Below are 19,986 nucleotides of genomic sequence, written 5' to 3'. Positions count from 1 at the left end.
TATTTTCACCTTCTCAACTCTTAAGAAAAGCGGAAGCGCATTGACCAGTTGCGACAAGCGCTGGAGATTCTGTAACATAACACGCTTTTTGTGTTTGTGGAAGAATCGAAGCGACCTCGAGCACCTAGGCGCTGAAGCTAGACATTGCATCTATGCAGCAAAATTTTATACTTTCTTCACTCCTAAATTCAAAAAGCGCTGACCCTTACTAGTTTGTTAAGATAGCCTAAGAAAAAACACCGACGAGGGTGTTTTTTTGAATAATTATTCCGTTCAGGTATGCTTCGTTTCTCTTTATCAAGTGCACATGTTCATTTTATGGAGTTGGCTTTCTCTCGTTGTTTCAGAAAACATGTTTCTAATTAAACTTTCAAGCATAACGGGCATTTGAACAAAAGCGCTATCGATATGGAGACGTTCCGTACGCTGATGAGCATCCTTACCGAAGGGACCGACATTAAAAACAGGAGCTTTGAGCTGCAACATATCAGTAAATGGAATACTGTAAGTGTTACCCCATACCGGTGTGTTACTTTCAAAGGTAGTCCAGCCATCCCCTTCATCCGAATAATTTACATAACTAAGGTCACAGATGCCATTCAAATAGTGAATTTGATTCACCTCGATATTAAAGCTACCGGCGACTTCCTTCATTAGTTTTACAGAATTGATTACAAGAGGATCCCGGGACGTATTGACCGCTGGATAATATGGCGGTGTAAAGAACAATACAGTGGCCGGCGCAAGTTCATAACATTGAGTCATCAGTTTATCAACGAGGTGTATAGATTTTTCACGGTCATCCCAACTCGTATTTTCAAACGTTTCATTCTTTAATTGCTCAATGTATGTGCTACCAAACTTTTTCTTTGCGTATCGGAGAAGTTCTTCATACCTCAGTGTACGAACAGTACCGACACCTTCAACTTTTTCATTTTCACATATAGCTTTGTAAAAAGAGTTGCATTGTGCCATAGCCTCCTGTGCAACCTGCTTGAATAGATCCATTACTTCAGCAGCGGTACGTTTTAGGAGGAAGACATTATACAGGGCTACTGCACGATAGGGTGTCTGTGTCGAATATTGTGTTTTCAAGTCCTTTTGCTGTAGAGATACTGGTAATGGTGTACTTTCACCCAGATCAGATTCACGGAACAGAGAATTCCATTCCATACGTTGAGTAAGGAAAGAAGCAATGTAGTTCGCTGTAATTCCTTTCATCGGTTCCCCAGCGTGAGTTTCTTTACCATAGAAAAGCGCAGTTGGCATTATTTTTCCGATCGTTCCAGTATAAATATAATCCTTTGTATCTCCCGGTTCTTGGGTGAATGTTGGTTCACTGTTCAAAAACAGTTTATATGTGATTCCAAGTTTTTCTCGTAACTGTACGAGTTCTTTGACTGCGGATCGCATGCCTGCTGAATTGACTTCCTCATCGGGAACCGTAATCAAAAGCAGGTTGACTGGCCATTGTTCAATACTTGCCTTTTCAATCATGGCCATATGAAGTGCAAGTCCCATCTTCATATCCATCGTCCCCCGACCGAACAGGTATTTACCCGATTCAAGGTCTTTACGGGCATCCTCCGGCAGATCTTCTCTACGCTCATAAAGTTTTTTTGTAAGTTCTTCCGGGTGGAAAGCAAGCGGCTCAAGATCGCCATATTCTTCTGTTTGTACTGTATCAAAATGACTGATCAAAACAATTGTTTCATTTACTTCAGGATGTTTGTACAAGGCTGATACAAAATTCCGACCAATATCTACCTCATGAAGCGCAATATGATCAGGGTTATTTTTGAAATAATCCAGTTCCATCAACTTCGCTTGGACTTTTAAAGCGAATTCCTGCTCCCCTTTTGTGAATGTTTGGCTTTCCCAGCTGACGAGCTCGCATAACAGGTTGCGAAGTGAATCGGGTGTACCCCATGAATATTGGCTCATGAAAACTCCTCCTTTTAAGTATAGACGTGATGTCCAGCTATACGATTGAATTTGATTAGCTTTTTATGACCTATCTTTCTTATTTCGAAAATTTGAACCGATATAACAGCATACAGAAAATGAAAAAACCTACTCCGTAATATAGTCCGATGCGCTGGGTCGGATCAAACGCCAAGAATATGAGAATGAACGAACAAAAAGCGAGACAGAACAATGGCACAAAAGGATAAAGCCTGACTTTAAATTTCAGATCCTCCAATTTTCCGCCTTCTTTTAAATATTTCCGGCGGAACATGAGCTGCGATAAAGCAATACCCATCCAGGAAATAGTGACAGCTATGCCCGCTATGGACATGAGTAGAACGAACACAGTATCTGCTTCCATAAAGCTTGTCAATAAAGACAAGAGCGAGAAGAACATGGTGAAAACCAAAGCGGTGAACGGAACTTTTCGTTTGGAAAGACGACCAAATATCTTCGGTGCCATTCCCTCATGAGCCATCGACCAGAGCAGGCGTGTTGATGCGTAAATACAAGAATTACCAACGGAAAGAACGGCAGTCAAAATGACAAAATTCATGATGTCTGCTGCAAAAGGAACACCTGCAATTTCCATCATCGTCACGAATGGACTTTCAAGAAGGCCGATTTCGGATGAAGGAAAGATCGCCGACAACACTACGATTGAGGCAATGTAGAATACGATAATCCGTATCAGCACATTTCGGATGGCACGCGGGATATTTTGTTCTGGATCTTCACTTTCCCCGGCAGCAATTCCGAGTAGTTCTGAACCCTGATAAGAGAAAATGACATTCATCATGGTAATGAATACAATCGCAATTCCAGCAGGGAATAATCCCGAAGGTGCTAAATTTTCTAAAAAAGGTGTCGGTCGATCCTCTAATGAAATGAACCCAAATATCGCTGCAAAACCAATAATGAGAAATGCAATGACTGCGATAACTTTAATGCCTGCAAACCAGTATTCGGCTTCAGCAAAGCCACGGGTGGTTAATGCGTTCAATAAAAAAAGAAAAGCAATGAAAACGGAACACCAAATCCAGACTGGAATATCCGGAAGCCAATGTTGCATTAAGATACCGGCTGCCGTAAACTCCACACCTGCTGTTGCGGCTGAACCCACAAAATACATCCAGCCGAGGGAAAAGCCTACCGATGGACTGATAAAACGTGAAGCATACGTCTGGAATGATCCGGTCACGGGCATATACACTGCTAGTTCTCCTAGACAGACCATGACCATGTACAAAATCAACCCACCGAATAAGTAGGCAAGTAAGGCTCCTCCAGCTCCGGCTTGGTTGATTGTGTAGCCCGCATTTAGAAAAAGCCCTGTTCCAATAACGCCACCGAGCGAAAGCATAAACAAATGACGGCTCTTCATGGAGCGATTTAACTGGTTGTGCTTTTGACCCTGATCCAACTGTTCCTGTTGTTGAACCTCTTCCAGCATAAATTCCACCCTACCTTCCTGTACCATGTAAAATCGATTTATAAAGAAAACTCGGCGACTGCCGAGCCTTTAGGCGAAGTCAGAGCCGTAGTTGAACTTATACTATAGAAAGTATTTATACTTTCTTAACGTGTGAAAAATCTTAGAACCGCAAGGATAGGCAGCTTAAACCGCCGTCATGTTTCTGAAATTCCGACATTTCAAGCTCAATGGTTTCATATCCAGCTTCATTTATCTGGTGAATCGTGTCCTTGTATCCTTTAGGGATAATGACATAATTATTGACCCGAATGCAGTTCGCTGAGTATTCTTCTTCAGGTGCAACAGTAATTTTTTTATACTGTTGAAAATCCGAATGGTCAATGAATTCGCCAGCAGTTACGATCACGTTATTTCCAAGATAGGAGATGCCCGTTTTTAGGTGGAAGAATTTTTGTAGGGGAACGATTGTCCCCTTATAGCCTTCTGACTCTACGATACCCTTTAATTGGCGTGCACCTTCCTCATTCGTACGATCGGAAATACCGATATAGAAATGATCATCTACTTGAAGGACATCTCCACCATCTAATGTCCCAGGCGACTTTATGTAATGAAACTTATCATAGAATCGATTTAGGACGGATTTGATTTCTTTCTTTTCCTTGTTCCGGGATGCAGCCCCTGGGTTTGAAATAACAGCGAATTCTGGTGTTAGAACCGCAGTATCTTCTACAAAAGTTGAGTCTGGAAATTCCTCACTTGCCGGCAAAAGCGTTATAGAAACACCGCACTTTTTTAAGGCTTCCAAGTAAGCATTGTGCTGTTCTAGTAATTTCTCATAATCTGGCGATCCAAGATCAGATGTTGTCAATCCATTCATGTAACTTTCCCCAGGTGTCTTAACAATAACGTTCTTATACATAGCTCATTCCTCCAATATTTTTTATTTACGTACTACTGGGCTTGTCAGGCAAGTCGGCCCACCGGTACCTTTATAGCTGATTTCGTATCCTTTATACTCATAGACCGCGGCACCCGCATCAAGTAGCCGCTGTTTTGTGGTAGGGTTTCCGGAAGCGATCAAACAGACACGCGGAGCCAAGGCGAGTACATTACAACCAAGGGTATCGTATTCAACATCCGGCACTTCGATAAGCTGGATACCACGGTCAATTAAGAGCTGCCTGAAAAAGACGGGTAACAGCCGCGAGTAGACGACAGCAAGATTTTGATCCACCATACTGATCATTGACATAAGATGTAGACACTCATCCTCACCTTGATCATGTGGAAGATGGACAACGATAAATTCATCGACCAAACGAGCCGTCATTTCCTCTAATTGACGAATCGCTTCATCATTTGTACGGTAACCACGACCAACAACAAGTGTCCTCTCGTCAAGCCAAATGATATCCCCCCCATCCGCAACCGCACTCCCATTCAATTCACCTATGATCGGAATGTTCTTTTCCTCTAGAAACTCTTTATACACTTTTGCTTCTGGCTGCCTTTTTCTTTTACCAGACTTTAAAAGAATCGCTCCCTCTTTTGTGAACTTGACAGGGTCATGTGCATAAAGCGAATCCATACCGACTTCAGGGGAAGCTGGCAGATAATCGATGTTCGGTACATGTTTTTCTATTATAGAAATAAAATCCGCATATTCCTTTAGCGATTCATTGAAGTCTGGTTCTTTTACGTAATTAAATATCTCCCATTCCTTACTAATGTTCTCCTGACTAATGAATGCTTCGTTTGGATGCTTTACAATCACATGTTCCAAAGCTTTGAACATAGATGAACAATATGTCATTATCATCAACCTTTCCGTATTACGGAAAATGATTCCGTTTAAAGGAATTTATATATAAGACTGTAGATAATTTCTTATAAGATGTCAATATCTTTTAAATAATTAGAATTTAGTGTATTTTTTACTTCAAAAATCAGAAAGAGTATAATGAAGATATTAGGGGGGTGTCTTCATTGCAATCAATCGATCGGGCAATGAATGTTGTCAAAGTGCTGGCATCCAATTCAACGGAAAGCTGGCTATCTATTACCGAACTATCAAAAAAATGCGAACTCCCTGTAAGTTCCATGCATCGCCTGTTGAAAGCAATGATCCGACATGAAATGATCCAGCAGGACGAGCGAACAAAGTTATATGGAATCGGAAATATTTGGCTTGAGTATGGTCTACAAGTCTATGACACGATGGATTATGTAAGCAAAATACGGCCAGAACTAGAAAGGCTTATACACGAAGTAGAGGAAAACGTCTATCTCAGCAAGCCTATAGGGACTGAGTCACTCATCATCGAACGAATCGACTCAGACAAAAATTCAATTCGAGTTTATGATCAACTGGGTATGCGTATTCCAATGCATATAGGAGCCGCTAACAAAGTGATGCTCGCTTATATGCCTGACAAACAAGCGGAAGAAATTATTGGAGAACTTCTGCCTGAGCAGGATAGGCCAGGGCTTTGGAAAACGTTGAAGGAAACGAAGACAATGGGCTATGGAATTAGTCACGCTGAGAGAACGGAAGGGACGTCTTCTGTTGCTGTACCGATCCTAAGCCATTTCGGGAAAGTAGAGGGTGCTGTAAGTATCGGTTTCGTCAATTTTAACCTTACGGACAGCCGGCTTGAATTCCTGATTGAAAAAGTCGTGGAAACTGGTAAAAAGATTTCTGCAAAATTGGGGTATCATAGCTGAGTTTTGAGTAGCGATTTATAAAACAAAAGATGAAGGTGAAATGATGAAGGTTTCAGTTTTAGGATGTGGACGTTGGGGAACGTTTATAGCTTGGTATGTTAATAAAGTCGGACATGATGTGATGTTATGGGGGAGAGAAACCTCTAGAAATTACATAGGATTAAAAGAAACGAGAAAAAATGATTATCTTTCAATACCAGAAGATATAGAATTAAGTAATTCATTAGAAAAAGCAGTATCATTTGCTGAAATTATAATCATTTCCATAAGTGCTCAACAATTACGTTCATTTGCAACTCAATTAAGCTCATTAAATGAAATAAAAGGTAAAACATTCATTTTATGCATGAAAGGATTAGAAGCTACTAGTGGAAAAAGACTTTCTCAAGTATTTGGTGAAGAGGTCGGAAAAAATATAAATCTAGCAGTATGGGTAGGTCCAGGACATGTACAAGATTTTGTAAATGATATACCAAATTGTATGGTCATAGGTTCTGAAGATATTGAAACAACGAAAAAAATTGTTCAAGAGTTCAATAGTGATTTGATCAGGTTTTATTATGGGCAGGACCTAATTGGAAATGAACTTGGAGCTGCTACAAAAAATGTTATGGGTCTAGCAGCAGGAATGTTGGATGGATTGAATTATAGCAGTTTGAAAGGTTCACTGATGGCACGAGGGACAAGGGAAATTTCTCGTCTAGTCAGAGCAATGGGAGGAAACGATATCACCATATATGGATTAAGTCATCTAGGAGATTATGAAGCAACATTGTTCTCGTTACATAGTCATAATAGAAAATTCGGACAAGCAATTGTTGAGGGAGAAAGGTTTGGAAAATTAGCAGAAGGTGTTTCAACAGTTAAGGCGTTAAGAGAATTATCCATACAGTACGACGTTGAACTTCCAATTTGTAATGCTATATACAAGATAATATTTGAGAATAAAAATGCAAAAGAAACATTGGAAGATTTATTTTTAAGACCTGTAAAATTTGAGTTTTAATAAGAGTAACATCAGATAGACAATAAAACAGCGTTCATAAAGTAAAGAACGCTCCTGTTACAAACAATCCGCTAGAATATTCGTTTATTAATGTAAAGGAGCTAGCCTGGATTCTAAGGCTAGCTCCTTTCACATTCATTTCAAACACATATTTTTTCCGCAATCCTCACAAAGTAATCTACCCCGTACTGTAATGCTTTTTCGTCGATTTTAAATTTAGGATGATGTAAAGGGAAAGCCTTTCCGAAATCATCGTTATGAACCCCAATAAACTGCATGGAAGCAGGGACTACTTCAGAAAAAGAGGAAAAGTCTTCTGTTCCAAATAGCGGGTCCTTGACGTCAATCAAATTGTCTTTTCCACAAACTTCTTCTACGACCGTTCTTGATAGGTTTACTGCATCTATATGATTGACTACAGCTGGATAACCAAGGTCCCATTTTATCTCATAATTTGCCCCATGCGCTTCAGTAATACCTTTTACAATCTGTTGCAGGTACTCTCTAGATTTAACACGGCTATCTGGGTCCAAGGAACGGATTGTTCCACCAAGATCTGCATGCTCAGGAATAACGTTCAGTGCATTTCCGCTATTAAATTTAGTAACCGAAACAACCGGTGCATGAAGAGCTGATATTTTTCTTGAAACGATTTGTTGAATATTAGTGGCGATTTCTGCACCAATAATAAGCGGATCAATCGCTAATTCAGGAGTTGAAGCGTGACCACCTTGACCAATTATTTTAATTTCAAAATCATCAGCAGCAGCGCATAACACTCCTTCCTTAATACACATTGTCCCTGCTTGTTCATATGGAGTAACATGAAGTGCAAACGCATAATCCACCCCATCAATAACCCCTTTTTTAACTAATTCCTGAGCTCCTCCTGGTGTCACCTCTTCAGCATGTTGAAAGATAAATCGAATTTCTCCGCTAATGTCTTCTTGTTTTTGAGAAAGAGTCTTTGCAGCACCTAATAACATTGCAGCGTGTGCATCATGACCACATGCATGCATAACACCTGGATTTTTTGATTTAAATTCAACATCAGCTTTTTCTTCAATTGGAAGTGCATCGATATCTGCACGAAAAGCGATCGTATATTGTTTGTTTGTAGAGTTTTTTGATCCTTTGAGCACCGCCAAAACACTTGTTTCTGTTGGTCTTGTAACTTCTAATCCTGAAAAGGTTTTCAATAGATTATAAATGTATTCAGACGTTTCATATTCCTGATAGGAGAGTTCAGGATTTTCGTGAAGATGACGCCTCCATGTAACGACCTCATCTTTTACCAAATCTTGTACTGCCTTCATTATAAAAGCCTCCTTGTTTATTATTCGGTAGTTTTTAATGCGGATTCACAGTCCAGTTCTTCCTGTTTTCTAAAAAGGGCCATATTGAATGCTTTGAGCAATGATTAAAAAGATAACCGCAACAGTAACCTGAATCAACAAAAAGGGAAGAACCCATTTTATCCATTTTGTATACGAGATACCTGCTAAAGCTAATCCTGCCAACAGTACACCGGAAGTAGGGAATACCATATTAGATATTCCATCTCCTAGTTGGAAGGCTAACACTGCAGTTTGCCTTGTGACACCTATCAAATCTGCTAATGGAGTCATAATGGGCAACGTTAATCCGGCTTGTCCACTGCCTGAAGGTACTATAAAGTTAAGGAATAATTGTATAATGAACATTCCGATTGCATTTATTGCAGGAGGAAACTGCTCCACTAAGCTAGCACTATAATATAAAATGGTATCTAGTAAACCTCCATTTGTAACAATGACTACAATTGCATATGCAACACCTATGATTAATGCACCTTGAACCATATCACGAGCCCCTGAAATAAAACCATTGGCGATCTTGTTTGCTGACAATCCTCCAATTATGCCCATGATGATCCCACTAAATAAAAACAAGCCTCCAATTTCACTTATATACCAACCAAATTTGATGACTCCATATATCAATACTATGAAACTTAATAGTAAAACAAATAAAGCAATACGGTGCCTTATACTTATCTTAAAGTTTTTGTCAGGTGTCGTTTTTGTTTGACGGCCATACTTGCCATATTCGCCCAATTCAGGGTTTTTCTTAACCTTCATTGCATGGAAGTAAATATAGAGTACTGTTACAATGAAATATACAGCAAAAATAGCGATACGTAATCCCATCCCTGAATAGATAGGAAGCTCTGCAATACTTTGGGCAACCCCAACATTAAAAGGATTCGTAATACCAGTAGCAAATCCAGTAGCCAATGTTCCAAGCATGACAATTGCAAAACCAGTAAGGGCATCAAAACCCAATGCTATAGTCATTGGAACAATGATTACGATATAGACCAATGAATCTTCGGCAGATCCAATAAGTGTTCCTAATGATGCAAAAATGAATACCATCAGAGGAATAAACAACTTTTCTTTTCTACCAAATCTTATAGATACAAATTTTATAAAAGAATCTAGTGCTCCTGTTGCCTGCATAATACCAAGGGCACCGCCAAACATAAAAACGAACAATATTATCGGTGCACCCTCGATCATTCCCAAGTGAATACTATTAAACATTTCTAGTAGCCCTACTGGCGATGATTCTACAAATTCAAAAGTAGTAGGATCGACGACAGTTCGCCCCTCCTTTTCGACTCTTTCATATTCTCCTGCGGGTAAAATATAGGTTAAAACAGTTGCAATTACAATCACAATAAACATGAGTACAAACGGATTAATACCTTTTTCCAGTAACTTAGGTTGCTGTTCTGGTAACTCCGTTTGCTGTTCAGGTAACGTATTCAATCAAAACACCTCCATTTGTTTTGCGGTAAAAAAATAAAGAAAACTTGGCAAAGCCAAGCCTTTGGCGCCGGCTGAGCCTTAGTTGCGCTTATACTATAGAAAGTATTTTTATACTTTCTTAACGTGTAAAGAAAACTTGGTAAAGCCAAGCCTTTGGCGCCGGCTGAACCTTAGTTGCGCTTATACTATAGAAAGTATTTTTATACTTTCTTAACGTGTAAAGAAAACTTGGTAAAGCCAAGCCTTTGGCGCCGGCTGAACTTTAGTTGCGCTTATACTATAGAAAGTATTTTTATACTTTCTTAACGTGTAAAAACAATGAACAGAACTACCGTAATACCTTGAACCCATATTCTGCTTTAGCTTATTGACTATGTAAGCGGATTAAGAAAATCCCCTATTCACGTACATCTAACCCCCTTTCCGTTTAAAAAATATTAAAACCCTAGGATGTAAGTTTCAACTGTAGCCATGGCTGGAATTACGACATTTAAAAGATCAATAGTCTTAATCTAGCTTTGTAATATGGTCCTTCTAATTGATCCCTCAAGAAATTATCGGTTCCTATTTTCCACATAACGGAATTAATTACCGCAATAAGGAATTTTATATTAAGACTATAATATAATTTATCAAGAAGTGTCAATATATTTTTAATCATATGAATTTTATGACTATTTAGCTTGGAAGAAAAGCGCAAGTGCCCTCCTCAGGACCGATAAAGAAAACTAGGTAAACGCCAAGCTTTGCGAAGGCGGTTGCCTAAGTTGTACTTATGCCTGTGGTGCAAGCGCTAAAGCTGACATTACATCTTTGTATCAAAACTTTATACTTTACGACATAAAGAAAAAACACCAACGAGGGGTGTTTTTTCTTTTATAAGTTTAATTAAGTGTTAACAACGCACCTATAGCACCACTAAACTCACCATCCTCCAAAAAGAATGGCCTTTTTTCTCTCAATATCGTGTATTCCTCTATGATATTTTTTAATAATGGATTAGAACGGAACGTTGAACCGATATAAACGATGGAATTTGTATGATAGCGATGTGCCGCCTGACAACAGATTGTGACAACAGTTTCTCCAATAAGACCAATTATTGACGCGAGCATGTCAGATGTTGAAGGTTTTTCTTGTATCAAGCTGCCTATTTTTCCGAAATTACTTGCTGTAAGATCACCGGAAATCGGAGGAGCCACTCCTTCAAAAATCTCTTTCACTTTTAAGTCTACATTTTCTCTGTTACCATCATTCGAACCTTGAACAATCTCATTAAAATCTATTTTGCCAGTTAACAAATAGGATAAGCCTAATAAGGTTCCACCACCAACACCTGTTCCGCCGATTCGCTGCTGTTCTCCATCCATCACATAATGAATAGACGTTCCCGTTCCAACGTTTGCTAGGATAAAATCGTTACCCAAAGAGAGTGTATATTGCCTAGCAAGGAACCCTACACCCCGACTTGTTGCATCAAATTCGACCATGGTTTCAACTGGAAAATTCAGCTTGTTCGCAAGTACTTGATTTTTCCCGCCAGTTACACATATTTTATGATTAGCAAAGCTATCGTAAATCCAGGAAACAACCTCGTCCATTTTTCGGGAAGGAAATGTCTGATATTTGATTTGATCTTCTTCTTGATAAGCAACTTTAACAAGTGTACCTCCAGCATCAATGCCAATTCTTGTTTTATTCATTTTTTAACCTCGCCATTATAGTAATCATCGATCCTATTATAACAAAGTTCTATAGTCACTTCGAAACTGGGTTGACTTCGATATTAATTTCGATTCTTCATTATTTGATGGAGTGCCTTTTCAAGCTTATTAAATTTAAATGTATATCCTTCGCTTACTAACCTCTCAGGAATAACCCAGCGACTTTTCAAAATCAATTCAGTTTCTGTTCGAATTAAGAATGTCCCAAGTTCAAGCATCCATTTAGGGGATGACAATCCGAATTTCCTATCCATTACTTGACGCATTTGATCCATTAGCTCTCGATTTGTTACAGGGTCAGGGGATGAACAGTTGAATACTCCACTCAACTCGTCCTTCTCTTTAAGAAAAAGAATGATATTAAACAGATCCTCTATATGAATCCAACTAAACTTTTGATTTCCAGGTCCTTGAACACCACCTAGTCCAAATTTAACTAAGTTTTTGAAGGGTTCTATCACCCCGCCATTTTCGCCTAATACAATCGCAATTCTTAACGCGACTTGCCTTGTCTTAGGTAATTGGAATGCAAAAAATGATTCCTCCCATTTTTTTGCTACGTTGACCGAGAATCCCGTTCCAATTTCACCACTTTCCTCTGTCATTGGTCGATCTTCAGCATGTCTATAAATCGTAGCGGTACTAGAATTGATCCATAATGGGGGCGGATTCTTACATTCTTCGAGTGCGTTTCCTAGTATTCTGGTTGTCTCTGTCCTTGACTTTAGGATGACTTCCTTATTTTTAGCATTGTATCGACAATCTACTGACTTCCCTGCAAGATTGATTAAGATTTCGGAATCTTCCATCGCGTCTACAATTCCTGCGATGTCATTCCACGTAGTGTGAGAGGGCTGTCTTGAAATTATTTTTACTTGATATCCTAAATCATCAAACTTTTTCTTTAAGTATTTACCGATAAAACCTGTTCCACCAGCTATAACTACTTTCTTTTTCATGTAATCATCTCATTTCATTTATTGGTAGAAATCCCCATATGATAACATCATGCTGCAATAAAGCTATATGATATAATACGCGCTTCACATGTGAAATATTTCACATTAATTATATCGAATTTTTCCAATGATTGAAACAAAAGAAAAGCGTAAACGCCCTGTTCAGGTATGATTCTGCAGCACAACACGCTTTTTATGTTTGTGGAAGAATCGAAGCGACGATCTGCGTACCTGGGCGTTGGAGCTGGACATTACATCTATGCAGTAAAATTTTATACTTTCTTAACATAAAAAAACGACATGGTCTTATAGGACCACATCGTTCATTATGTCGCTAAATTACAATTTAGTGATGTGCTTTTTCCAGAGCTAACTTGATTCCAAAAGCCATTAGAACTACACCTGAAATACCTTGTATTGCTTTTTGAGTAGATTCTTTTTGCATGAATTGATTAATCTTATTAATAAAAAGGATATATACCAAAAAATATAGAAATGTAAGCAGGATGTAGATCATTCCTAAAATCGTAAACGGAATGAACGTATTTTGGCTATTGTCTACAAACTGGGGTAGAAATGTTAGGAAAAACACTGCTACTTTCGGGTTAAATAAATTTGTGAAAAATCCTAGCCTAAAGCTTGATGCTTTCGTCTCCCTCTTAGTCGAAGTTTTTGTCATTGATCCTTTATTATTACGAAGTGAAAGCAAAGACATCGCTCCTAAATAAATCAAATAAGCTGCACCTATATATTTAAAAACCGTGAATAAATAAGCAGAATTTACAATGATCGCTGACAACCCAATGATCGCAATAAAGGTGTGTATAGCTAGAGCAGAGCAGGTTCCTAAGACCGTCTTCAACCCTGAAGCCATTCCATTCTTTAACGTATTATTCGTCAGGATCACATAATCAGGACCCGGCAAGATGACAAGTAAAAAAGATAGTACAATAAATGATAGCAGATCAGTCATTATTCACGCCCCCTCATTTCTGTAATTAGTGATCGTATTATAACATGGACAGTAGATTTCTAGCTAAAAAGAATGTTAGATTTTTATAAAAGGAATGAAAAAGAGGTGGTTTTCTATGTTCAATCAAAAACGAATACGAGATTACGGGGTACATATAGGACGTTTGGAACGGGGAGAGTATAACTCTATCACAGATGTAGAAGGCGTTACCGTTGGGCACGTAACGCTTAGTGACAAGGAGAGACAAACGGGTGTAACCGCTATCCTGCCGCATCAAGGGAATCTTTTTAAAGAAAAACTAATTGCATCCAGCCACGTCATCAATGGTTTTGGGAAAACGATGGGGCTTGTTCAACTGAATGAGTTAGGGACACTCGAAACGCCAATGATCCTAACCAATACATTAAGTATCGGAACAGCTGCGGATGCATTGATCGAATACATGTTAGAGCAAAACCCTCAAATTGGACGGACGACCGGTACCGTGAACCCGATTATCGGCGAATGCAACGATATGTTTCTTAATGATGTTCGTGCTAGATTCATAACGAAAGAGAATGTTTTCAAAGCAATCGAAAATGCAGCATCTGAATTTTTGGAGGGTACGGTCGGAGCTGGTACTGGAATGCTCTGTTACTCGTTGAAGGGTGGAATCGGTACCGCTTCTCGAATGATGAAGATGGAACATGGAACATATACGATGGGCGTATTAGTGCTAGCTAACTTCGGTATCTTGAGCGACCTGAGTGTAAATGGGAAGGCTGTTGGTAAAGAGCTGAAAGAAGCTCTCCTACAGTCTTGCGAGGAAAAAGATAAGGGATCGATTATGATGATCGTTGGAACAGACCTTCCCCTTTCAGAGAGGCAGCTCAACCGGATCATAAAACGGACCGTAACGGGCTTATCACGGACAGGCTCCATCATTACAACTGGAAGCGGGGAAATCGCTATCGGTTTTTCAACAGCAATCAAAATACCTCATGAAAATCCTTCCCAATGTTTATCGATTCCGACGATTCATGAAGAGGATATCGATTTGGCATTTAGAGCTGCTGGTGAAGCTACCGAAGAGGCTGTCTTGAATGCATTAATAACAGCTACTCACGTTGTTGGACGAGACGAAAATGAAAGACCTGCATTAAAGGATCTATTGGATAAACACGACATTCAGTTAGTATAGGGGTAGCAATTCATCACGTTTCATCCCACTCGCATCTAATCTAGCTTACACTCGATTTATGGTGTTCTTTTTTACCTAAATGCTCTTTCACATGTTTTAACTGGGCTACGATGATGAAGCTGACAATAAGAGAAGAAACCATGAGCTGATTTTCCCAAGGTGTACTAATTCCCAACTACTACTCTGGTTCGGGTATTGCCAAGCTCCAAGGAAAGTAGAGATGTTTTCGGCGATCCAGATGAAAAATCCAATTAATAAGAAAGATAGCACAAACGGATTCGATATTTTGGCATTTTGCTCCATTTACATGGAATTCTATGGAGGTCTTAAAGAAATTGATGAACAAAACAGCCGTTACAATCCATCTAATATCATATGAATACTCCCGCCACTTACTCTACCATAGGGCTTCCTTGAAATGGGGGTTTCTAACGTATCGACCTAAAGGGACTCTTAACGTTAGTGGAGCTGACACATTGGCGACCTTGTTACGCCCAGCCCCTCTATGCCATTGGTCTTGCCTTTGGCACTTCTTTTTTAGAAGACAGTGGGTTGCCACACATTCACCAACCGGAGGGAAGCGGCTCGCTCTCTGAAAAACTGGAGAATCGCCTTTTTTAAAATATTGGCTGCTCCGTTGAGGTCTGCATTCACGTGTACACCCGTAGATGCTCGATACAACCCCCGCTTCACCCGTCTTCCTGAAAATACAGGTGGAGGCTTCCCTTCATCCCAAACAGGAATAGGATCATCATCTAAAAAACTGGCTTTCGACGTGTACGACTCTTCCGTTGTGATGACGTTAACCCCATACTGTTGAGCTGTGTAGGTGATCAGGGTGATGAGCAAGGAATGGGGAATACTGACAAAGGCTTGATTTTGACGTTTTCCCATGTTTACTTCCTGTTTCCAATCTTTATTTTGGCCAATGATGATGGTGTCTACCTTTTCGTTTAAGGCAAGATTCACAATCGTATGGCTCGCTTTATGAAACAAATCTTTGAGTTTTCGGTATCGGATTTGGTGTAAGCGTTCCAATCGTCTTGAGGTATGGGCTCCTTCTTTCGGGGCTTTTCCATGGCGAAGAATGGCTCTGTAATGAGCTACTCGCTTATTGTAATAGTGGTTGATCGATTTGATCCGATTCCCCTTTATGAGGAATGGGGTTGCACCTGTATTAGTCACCCCGGAAACGAGATTGGTGATCCCCAGGTCAAGGGCCATGATGTTACCAGTTGGGGATGGCTTGGACTAGTTCACTTCTTCTCTTCTGAACACGAGTTCCACAACATACCGACCATATTTCGGGATCACCCGAACCTGCATCCGTTTTCCAGATACACCCAGCTTTCCGATATTCAATCGGTCTTTGGTTTTCGGGAACTTTAAGTATTTGGACGCTTTAATGACACAATCTTGGTTGGTAAAAAGGACTTCTTTTTCTAAAGAACGACAGTAGTTGGGAATGCGTGGTCTCGCCTTGTACTTTTCAGGATGAAGTTTGTAGTCTTTCAAACTGGCATAAAAACTTTTCCAGTTTTGAAACACCGTTTTCATGACCCATTGNAAGAACGACAGTAGTTGGGAATGCGTGGTCTCGCCTTGTACTTTTCAGGATGAAGTTTGTAGTCTTTCAAACTGGCATAAAAACTTTTCCAGTTTTGAAACACCGTTTTCATGACCCATTGGCTGCTTTGAGTGGGCAAAGCAAGATAATCCGGCTGTTTAATGATAAGAAATAGGCTATTTAAGAAGTTATAATGGACATAGGGGCGTTCCCTAGTAGGAGCTTGAAACAGATGACAGGTTACCTTTTTCTGCTGATCAACAGGTTTTGTCTTTTCTTTTGCAAGTCTTCCCTGATAGGCCTTCCGTTGTTGGTTATTCATCTTGTTCAAATTTCGATGAATGGTTTCCAGTACTTCTGTTTGGAGTGGATGCAACGCTTTTTCACTTGTTAGGCCGGTATACACTTGGCGGATAAAAAAATGTACCACATTATGCATGTTCTTGGCGTTTTGGCAGGACGCTTGAAAGTAGCGATACAACCGATGCCTTGGCTTGATCCAGATTTGTTGCGTGGTGTATGCCACTGTGGGACATTGTATTGCCATATGATTCACCTCCTTTTCGGATAAGAACATTTGTCCCCCTCAATTGTATCACAGAATCGAGAACAGTGGAAGTCGGATGTAAGGATGGTATACACGAACTCTGGTCGAAGTCGATTCACCCCCACCCTACTCATTGGGCATTGTCTTTTCATTCCTTGAGGATGGGGTACTCTCGACTTTATTGATAGAAAATGATGAGTGAAAAAGTTGAGATAAACTGATTAATTTTAAATGTCAATTCCTAAAGAAAAGCAAAAGCCTCCCGAGTAGCCTCGAAGGCTAATGAGGAGTCTGCCTGCCGCTGTATGGGATTGAAGTGATCCGAAGTGCTCGGTACTGAGCTAGACCTTTCATCTATGAAAAAAAGTGAAAAAGCCTTTCCGGTTGCTGGAAAGACCTTCAAATGAATATTTCGACCTATCACCTGCTACTATTCTTCCCTTCAACTTTAAGAATGAATCGATAGAAAGCTGAAAAGGAGAAAAATGCAATTAATGATCCAGTGAAAAATGGGAGCAAGAACCAAAACTCTACAGTGCTTAAATACAACAAAAAGAAGTTGGTTATCAAGATGGTAATAAACAATAATGGGTTTCCTGCAGTCACAAAAAAAGTATTTTTCAGCAATGTAGGAATGTGCATATGGTAATGGACACTTAAATTGAAAACGTTGTAACCCATTCACTTATCGCGTATATGCCCCCAATGAAGCTTGAAGTCTCTCGCATGACTTGCCCCCTAAATCAATCAACGTAAAGAAATCTTGGAAAATTCCAAGTCTTTGTGCAGATTAAGCCCTCCTTAGTACGGCTGAATTCCTGAATTTACAGATATTAACCTTTTGTTTGTAGCCGATATAATCCGGATTTTGCTCATAAACTTGAAACATTACGACTAAATTTTAAGATGCTAACCCAACACAGGTAAAGCAGGTACCTTTTGAGTCACCCGATTCTTCCATGTTGTTTATGCCCACCACATATCTGCAGGCGCTTCTTCGATATTAACTTCTTTTAAATTTTTCACTGCACGGTTGAAGCCTTCGTCAACCGACATGATCGGATCTTCGTGTTCAATACTGATCACATGATCGTAACCGTATGTCCTTAATGCACTGACAATACTTGCCCACTCATAATTGCTGTGTCCGTAACCCACTGAACGGAAGCTCCATGCACGCGTCTGTACGTTGGAATAGGGTTGCATATCAGTTAGACCGTACATATTGACGTTGTCTTGATCGATATAGATGTCTTTCGCATGAAAATGGTGAATCGCATTCTCTTTCCCAAGAATTTTGATTGCTGCAACGGCATCAATCCCTTGCCACCACAAATGACTCGGGTCCAGATTCGCACCAACTGCATCATTGGTTGCTTCTCTTAATTTAAGCATGGTATAGGGGGTATGGACAAGAAACCCAGCGTGGAGTTCCAACCCGATTTTCACACCATGGTCTTGAGCGAACTGTCCGCGTTCTTTCCAGTAAGGAATCAACTTTTCTTCCCATTGCCACTTCAACACATCTGAATATTCATTTGGCCAAGGAGTGACAGGCCAGTTTGGGTATTTGGCATCCTCACTATCTCCAGGTGTCCCAGAAAACGTATTCACTACTGGCACTTTTAACAATTCTGCTAACTGGACGGTTTTCATAAAAGTGTCATCCGTCTCTTTTGCCATCTGTTTATCCGGAGAAATTGGATTTCCATGGCAACTGAATGCGCTAATCGTTAACCCACGAGAATATACTTTTTCGAGAAATTCCTTTCGTTTATTCTCGTTTGCTAACAGCTCATCGACGTTACAATGTGCATTGCCAGGATATCCGCCTGTACCGATTTCTACTGCCTGTAACCCTGACTTCTTCACATGATCCAGCATGTCTTCCAATGATTTATCGGAAAACAAAACGGTAAATACACCAAGTTTCATAGTTATAGCCTCCTATTAATTCCTCTAATGCTAGAATCGTATACTTACTCTGTTTCACTGCTCTTATAATCGACAATATCCCTATCACCGATTATGCCCTAAGCTTCGCCTTTAAGATTGTCCAATCTGGGTGATTGTTTTCGTTTCTTGAGATCTCAACGCAGCTAAGATAACTTCTAACGATTTCATGCCTTCATATCCGTTAATTAATGGCTCCTTGTCACTCTTAATCGATTCCACAAAATGCTCAATAACATGACTGCTCGTCTGGTTTCCTTCATCATTCGATTGAATTTTTCCAAGCTCGTATTTCACAACTTCCCCGTTCTTGTATTGCACCACGAGCGAATGGACTGGGTCATCCTCTAAGCGTAAGATCGCATGCTCTGCGAAAAGGATTGTTGAATTATCCTCCGCCGCGGTATATGCCCAACTCGCAGCTAACGTCCCTATTACACCACTTTCGGTTTTCAAAATAGATACCGAATTATCATCAACGGTGCTCTTTTCCTTTGCACTTGTTTCTACAAAACTTGCAATCTCAACAAATTCCTCACCTAATAAGTAGCGCAATAGATCTGCTTTATGTACGCCTAAATCACCCATGGCGCCAATAAAGGCTTCTTCTTTTTTGAAAAACCAACTTTTCTCACCATCAGCACTCCACGCTTCTGGTCCGCCATGGCCAAACGTTGTTCGAAAACTATAGATTTTCCCGATTTCTCCGCTTTGGATTAGAGCTTTTGCTTTCTTATGTGAAGGGACAAAACGTTGATTATGTCCAATCATTAGCTTCCTAGTATTCGTTTCGGCAGCTTCGATCATTGCTTCCGCTTCTTCTATTGAGGTTGCCATTGGCTTTTCACATAATACATGACATCCTGCATTCAACGCACTGATCGAGACCGGTGCATGTAAGTAGTTTGGTAGGCAAACGCTGACCGCATCAATGTTTTCTGTTGCCAATAGTTCTTCATAGCTTGTATATGACTTTGTGCCATAGATTCCTGCTACTTCTTGTACTCTTTCTTCAACGATATCGCATACCGCAACAATCTCTACGTCTGGATGATCATTGTATTCTATTAAATGTCTGTGTTTCGCAATACTGCCACAGCCAATAACGCCTACTCGTAGTTTTGACATCATTTA

At 39.9% G+C, this 19,986-nt stretch carries 16 protein-coding genes and 2 pseudogenes; 3 read left to right on the top strand and 15 right to left on the bottom strand.

Going from position 1 to position 19,986, the window contains the following annotated elements:
* Window positions 1-297 precede the first annotated feature (297 nt).
* The 4 genes from NON16_RS13395 to NON16_RS13380 form a co-directional block, all read right to left on the bottom strand.
* A complete protein-coding gene (locus NON16_RS13395) occupies window positions 298-1,944 on the bottom strand; it encodes a M20/M25/M40 family metallo-hydrolase (protein ID WP_257349695.1) in 1,647 nt (548 codons plus the stop codon).
* Window positions 1,945-2,023: 79 nt separating this feature from the next.
* A complete protein-coding gene (locus NON16_RS13390; protein WP_257349747.1) occupies window positions 2,024-3,421 on the bottom strand; it encodes an amino acid permease in 1,398 nt (465 codons plus the stop codon).
* A 142-nt stretch (window positions 3,422-3,563) separates the two neighbouring features.
* Complete coding sequence (locus tag NON16_RS13385; RefSeq protein WP_257349693.1) at window positions 3,564-4,325, bottom strand: dimethylarginine dimethylaminohydrolase family protein; 762 nt, start codon at window positions 4,323-4,325, stop codon at window positions 3,564-3,566.
* A gap of 21 nt (window positions 4,326-4,346) precedes the next feature.
* Window positions 4,347-5,219, bottom strand: coding sequence for a dimethylarginine dimethylaminohydrolase family protein (locus NON16_RS13380; protein WP_257349691.1), 873 nt, complete (start codon window positions 5,217-5,219; stop codon window positions 4,347-4,349).
* Between the two features lie 164 nt (window positions 5,220-5,383).
* Between NON16_RS13380 and NON16_RS13375 the strand changes: the two genes are divergently transcribed.
* Both NON16_RS13375 and NON16_RS13370 read left to right on the top strand, forming a co-directional pair.
* Complete coding sequence (locus NON16_RS13375; RefSeq protein ID WP_372508806.1) at window positions 5,384-6,130, top strand: IclR family transcriptional regulator; 747 nt, start codon at window positions 5,384-5,386, stop codon at window positions 6,128-6,130.
* Window positions 6,131-6,170: 40 nt separating this feature from the next.
* The gene (locus tag NON16_RS13370; RefSeq protein WP_257349687.1) at window positions 6,171-7,136 is read left to right on the top strand and encodes an NAD(P)H-dependent glycerol-3-phosphate dehydrogenase; all 966 of its coding nucleotides are present in this window, start codon (window positions 6,171-6,173) and stop codon (window positions 7,134-7,136) included.
* A 140-nt stretch (window positions 7,137-7,276) separates the two neighbouring features.
* On the opposite strand, the gene NON16_RS13365 is transcribed toward NON16_RS13370, so the two are convergent.
* The 5 genes from NON16_RS13365 to NON16_RS13345 all read right to left on the bottom strand — a co-directional run bounded on the left by NON16_RS13365 (window position 7,277) and on the right by NON16_RS13345 (window position 13,608).
* Window positions 7,277-8,452 carry a M20 metallopeptidase family protein gene (locus NON16_RS13365; protein ID WP_257349684.1) on the bottom strand — a complete coding sequence of 392 codons (1,176 nt, stop codon included), beginning with the start codon at window positions 8,450-8,452 and terminating at the stop codon, window positions 7,277-7,279.
* 69 nt (window positions 8,453-8,521) lie between these two features.
* Window positions 8,522-9,865 (bottom strand): YfcC family protein, encoded by a 1,344-nt coding sequence (locus tag NON16_RS13360; RefSeq protein WP_257349746.1) that lies wholly within the window; start codon window positions 9,863-9,865, stop codon window positions 8,522-8,524.
* 968 nt (window positions 9,866-10,833) lie between these two features.
* The gene (gene coaW, locus NON16_RS13355; protein WP_257349680.1) at window positions 10,834-11,652 is read right to left on the bottom strand and encodes a type II pantothenate kinase; all 819 of its coding nucleotides are present in this window, start codon (window positions 11,650-11,652) and stop codon (window positions 10,834-10,836) included.
* An 83-nt stretch (window positions 11,653-11,735) separates the two neighbouring features.
* Window positions 11,736-12,632 carry a TIGR01777 family oxidoreductase gene (locus NON16_RS13350; protein ID WP_257349678.1) on the bottom strand — a complete coding sequence of 299 codons (897 nt, stop codon included), beginning with the start codon at window positions 12,630-12,632 and terminating at the stop codon, window positions 11,736-11,738.
* 346 nt (window positions 12,633-12,978) lie between these two features.
* Window positions 12,979-13,608, bottom strand: a complete 630-nt coding sequence (locus NON16_RS13345) for a LysE family translocator (RefSeq protein ID WP_257349745.1) — start codon at window positions 13,606-13,608, stop codon at window positions 12,979-12,981.
* A 112-nt stretch (window positions 13,609-13,720) separates the two neighbouring features.
* Between NON16_RS13345 and NON16_RS13340 the strand changes: the two genes are divergently transcribed.
* Window positions 13,721-14,785, top strand: a complete 1,065-nt coding sequence (locus NON16_RS13340) for a DmpA family aminopeptidase (RefSeq protein WP_257349676.1) — start codon at window positions 13,721-13,723, stop codon at window positions 14,783-14,785.
* Window positions 14,786-14,825: 40 nt separating this feature from the next.
* On the opposite strand, the pseudogene NON16_RS13335 reads toward NON16_RS13340, so the two are convergent.
* The 6 genes and pseudogenes from NON16_RS13335 to NON16_RS13310 all read right to left on the bottom strand — a co-directional run.
* Window positions 14,826-15,167 (bottom strand): annotated as a pseudogene (locus tag NON16_RS13335) (DUF817 family protein); the annotation flags it as partial.
* Window positions 15,168-15,322: 155 nt separating this feature from the next.
* Window positions 15,323-16,009, bottom strand: coding sequence for an RNA-guided endonuclease TnpB family protein (locus tag NON16_RS13330; protein WP_372508805.1), 687 nt, complete (start codon window positions 16,007-16,009; stop codon window positions 15,323-15,325).
* A 27-nt stretch (window positions 16,010-16,036) separates the two neighbouring features.
* Window positions 16,037-16,342 carry a hypothetical protein gene (locus NON16_RS13325; RefSeq protein WP_257349674.1) on the bottom strand — a complete coding sequence of 102 codons (306 nt, stop codon included), beginning with the start codon at window positions 16,340-16,342 and terminating at the stop codon, window positions 16,037-16,039.
* A gap of 11 nt (window positions 16,343-16,353) precedes the next feature.
* Window positions 16,354-16,899: pseudogene (locus NON16_RS13320) on the bottom strand (RNA-guided endonuclease InsQ/TnpB family protein); the annotation flags it as partial.
* Window positions 16,900-17,865: 966 nt separating this feature from the next.
* A complete protein-coding gene (locus tag NON16_RS13315) occupies window positions 17,866-18,834 on the bottom strand; it encodes a sugar phosphate isomerase/epimerase family protein (RefSeq protein ID WP_257349673.1) in 969 nt (322 codons plus the stop codon).
* A 111-nt stretch (window positions 18,835-18,945) separates the two neighbouring features.
* Window positions 18,946-19,980 (bottom strand): Gfo/Idh/MocA family protein, encoded by a 1,035-nt coding sequence (locus NON16_RS13310; RefSeq protein ID WP_257349672.1) that lies wholly within the window; start codon window positions 19,978-19,980, stop codon window positions 18,946-18,948.
* Window positions 19,981-19,986 lie beyond the last annotated feature (6 nt).

Origin of the sequence: Pseudalkalibacillus decolorationis, assembly GCF_024609785.1 — a bacterium.
GTDB classification, from domain to species: domain Bacteria; phylum Bacillota; class Bacilli; order Bacillales; family Fictibacillaceae; genus Pseudalkalibacillus; species Pseudalkalibacillus decolorationis.
Note: the sequence above shows the minus strand (reverse complement) of the source record. Positions and strands in the feature narration are given on the sequence as shown.

Coding starts and splice junctions, on each gene's coding strand:
- NON16_RS13395 (WP_257349695.1), bottom strand. CDS start 1,944: ATGAGCCAATATTCATGGGGTACACCCGATTCACTTCGCAACCTGTTA.
- NON16_RS13390 (WP_257349747.1), bottom strand. CDS start 3,421: ATGCTGGAAGAGGTTCAACAACAGGAACAGTTGGATCAGGGTCAAAAG.
- NON16_RS13385 (WP_257349693.1), bottom strand. CDS start 4,325: ATGTATAAGAACGTTATTGTTAAGACACCTGGGGAAAGTTACATGAAT.
- NON16_RS13380 (WP_257349691.1), bottom strand. CDS start 5,219: ATGACATATTGTTCATCTATGTTCAAAGCTTTGGAACATGTGATTGTA.
- NON16_RS13370 (WP_257349687.1), top strand. CDS start 6,171: ATGATGAAGGTTTCAGTTTTAGGATGTGGACGTTGGGGAACGTTTATA.
- NON16_RS13365 (WP_257349684.1), bottom strand. CDS start 8,452: ATGAAGGCAGTACAAGATTTGGTAAAAGATGAGGTCGTTACATGGAGG.
- NON16_RS13360 (WP_257349746.1), bottom strand. CDS start 9,865: ATGTTTATTGTGATTGTAATTGCAACTGTTTTAACCTATATTTTACCC.
- coaW (WP_257349680.1), bottom strand. CDS start 11,652: ATGAATAAAACAAGAATTGGCATTGATGCTGGAGGTACACTTGTTAAA.
- NON16_RS13350 (WP_257349678.1), bottom strand. CDS start 12,632: ATGAAAAAGAAAGTAGTTATAGCTGGTGGAACAGGTTTTATCGGTAAA.
- NON16_RS13340 (WP_257349676.1), top strand. CDS start 13,721: ATGTTCAATCAAAAACGAATACGAGATTACGGGGTACATATAGGACGT.
- NON16_RS13330 (WP_372508805.1), bottom strand. CDS start 16,009: ATGGCCCTTGACCTGGGGATCACCAATCTCGTTTCCGGGGTGACTAAT.
- NON16_RS13325 (WP_257349674.1), bottom strand. CDS start 16,342: ATGAAAACGGTGTTTCAAAACTGGAAAAGTTTTTATGCCAGTTTGAAA.
- NON16_RS13315 (WP_257349673.1), bottom strand. CDS start 18,834: ATGAAACTTGGTGTATTTACCGTTTTGTTTTCCGATAAATCATTGGAA.
- NON16_RS13310 (WP_257349672.1), bottom strand. CDS start 19,980: ATGTCAAAACTACGAGTAGGCGTTATTGGCTGTGGCAGTATTGCGAAA.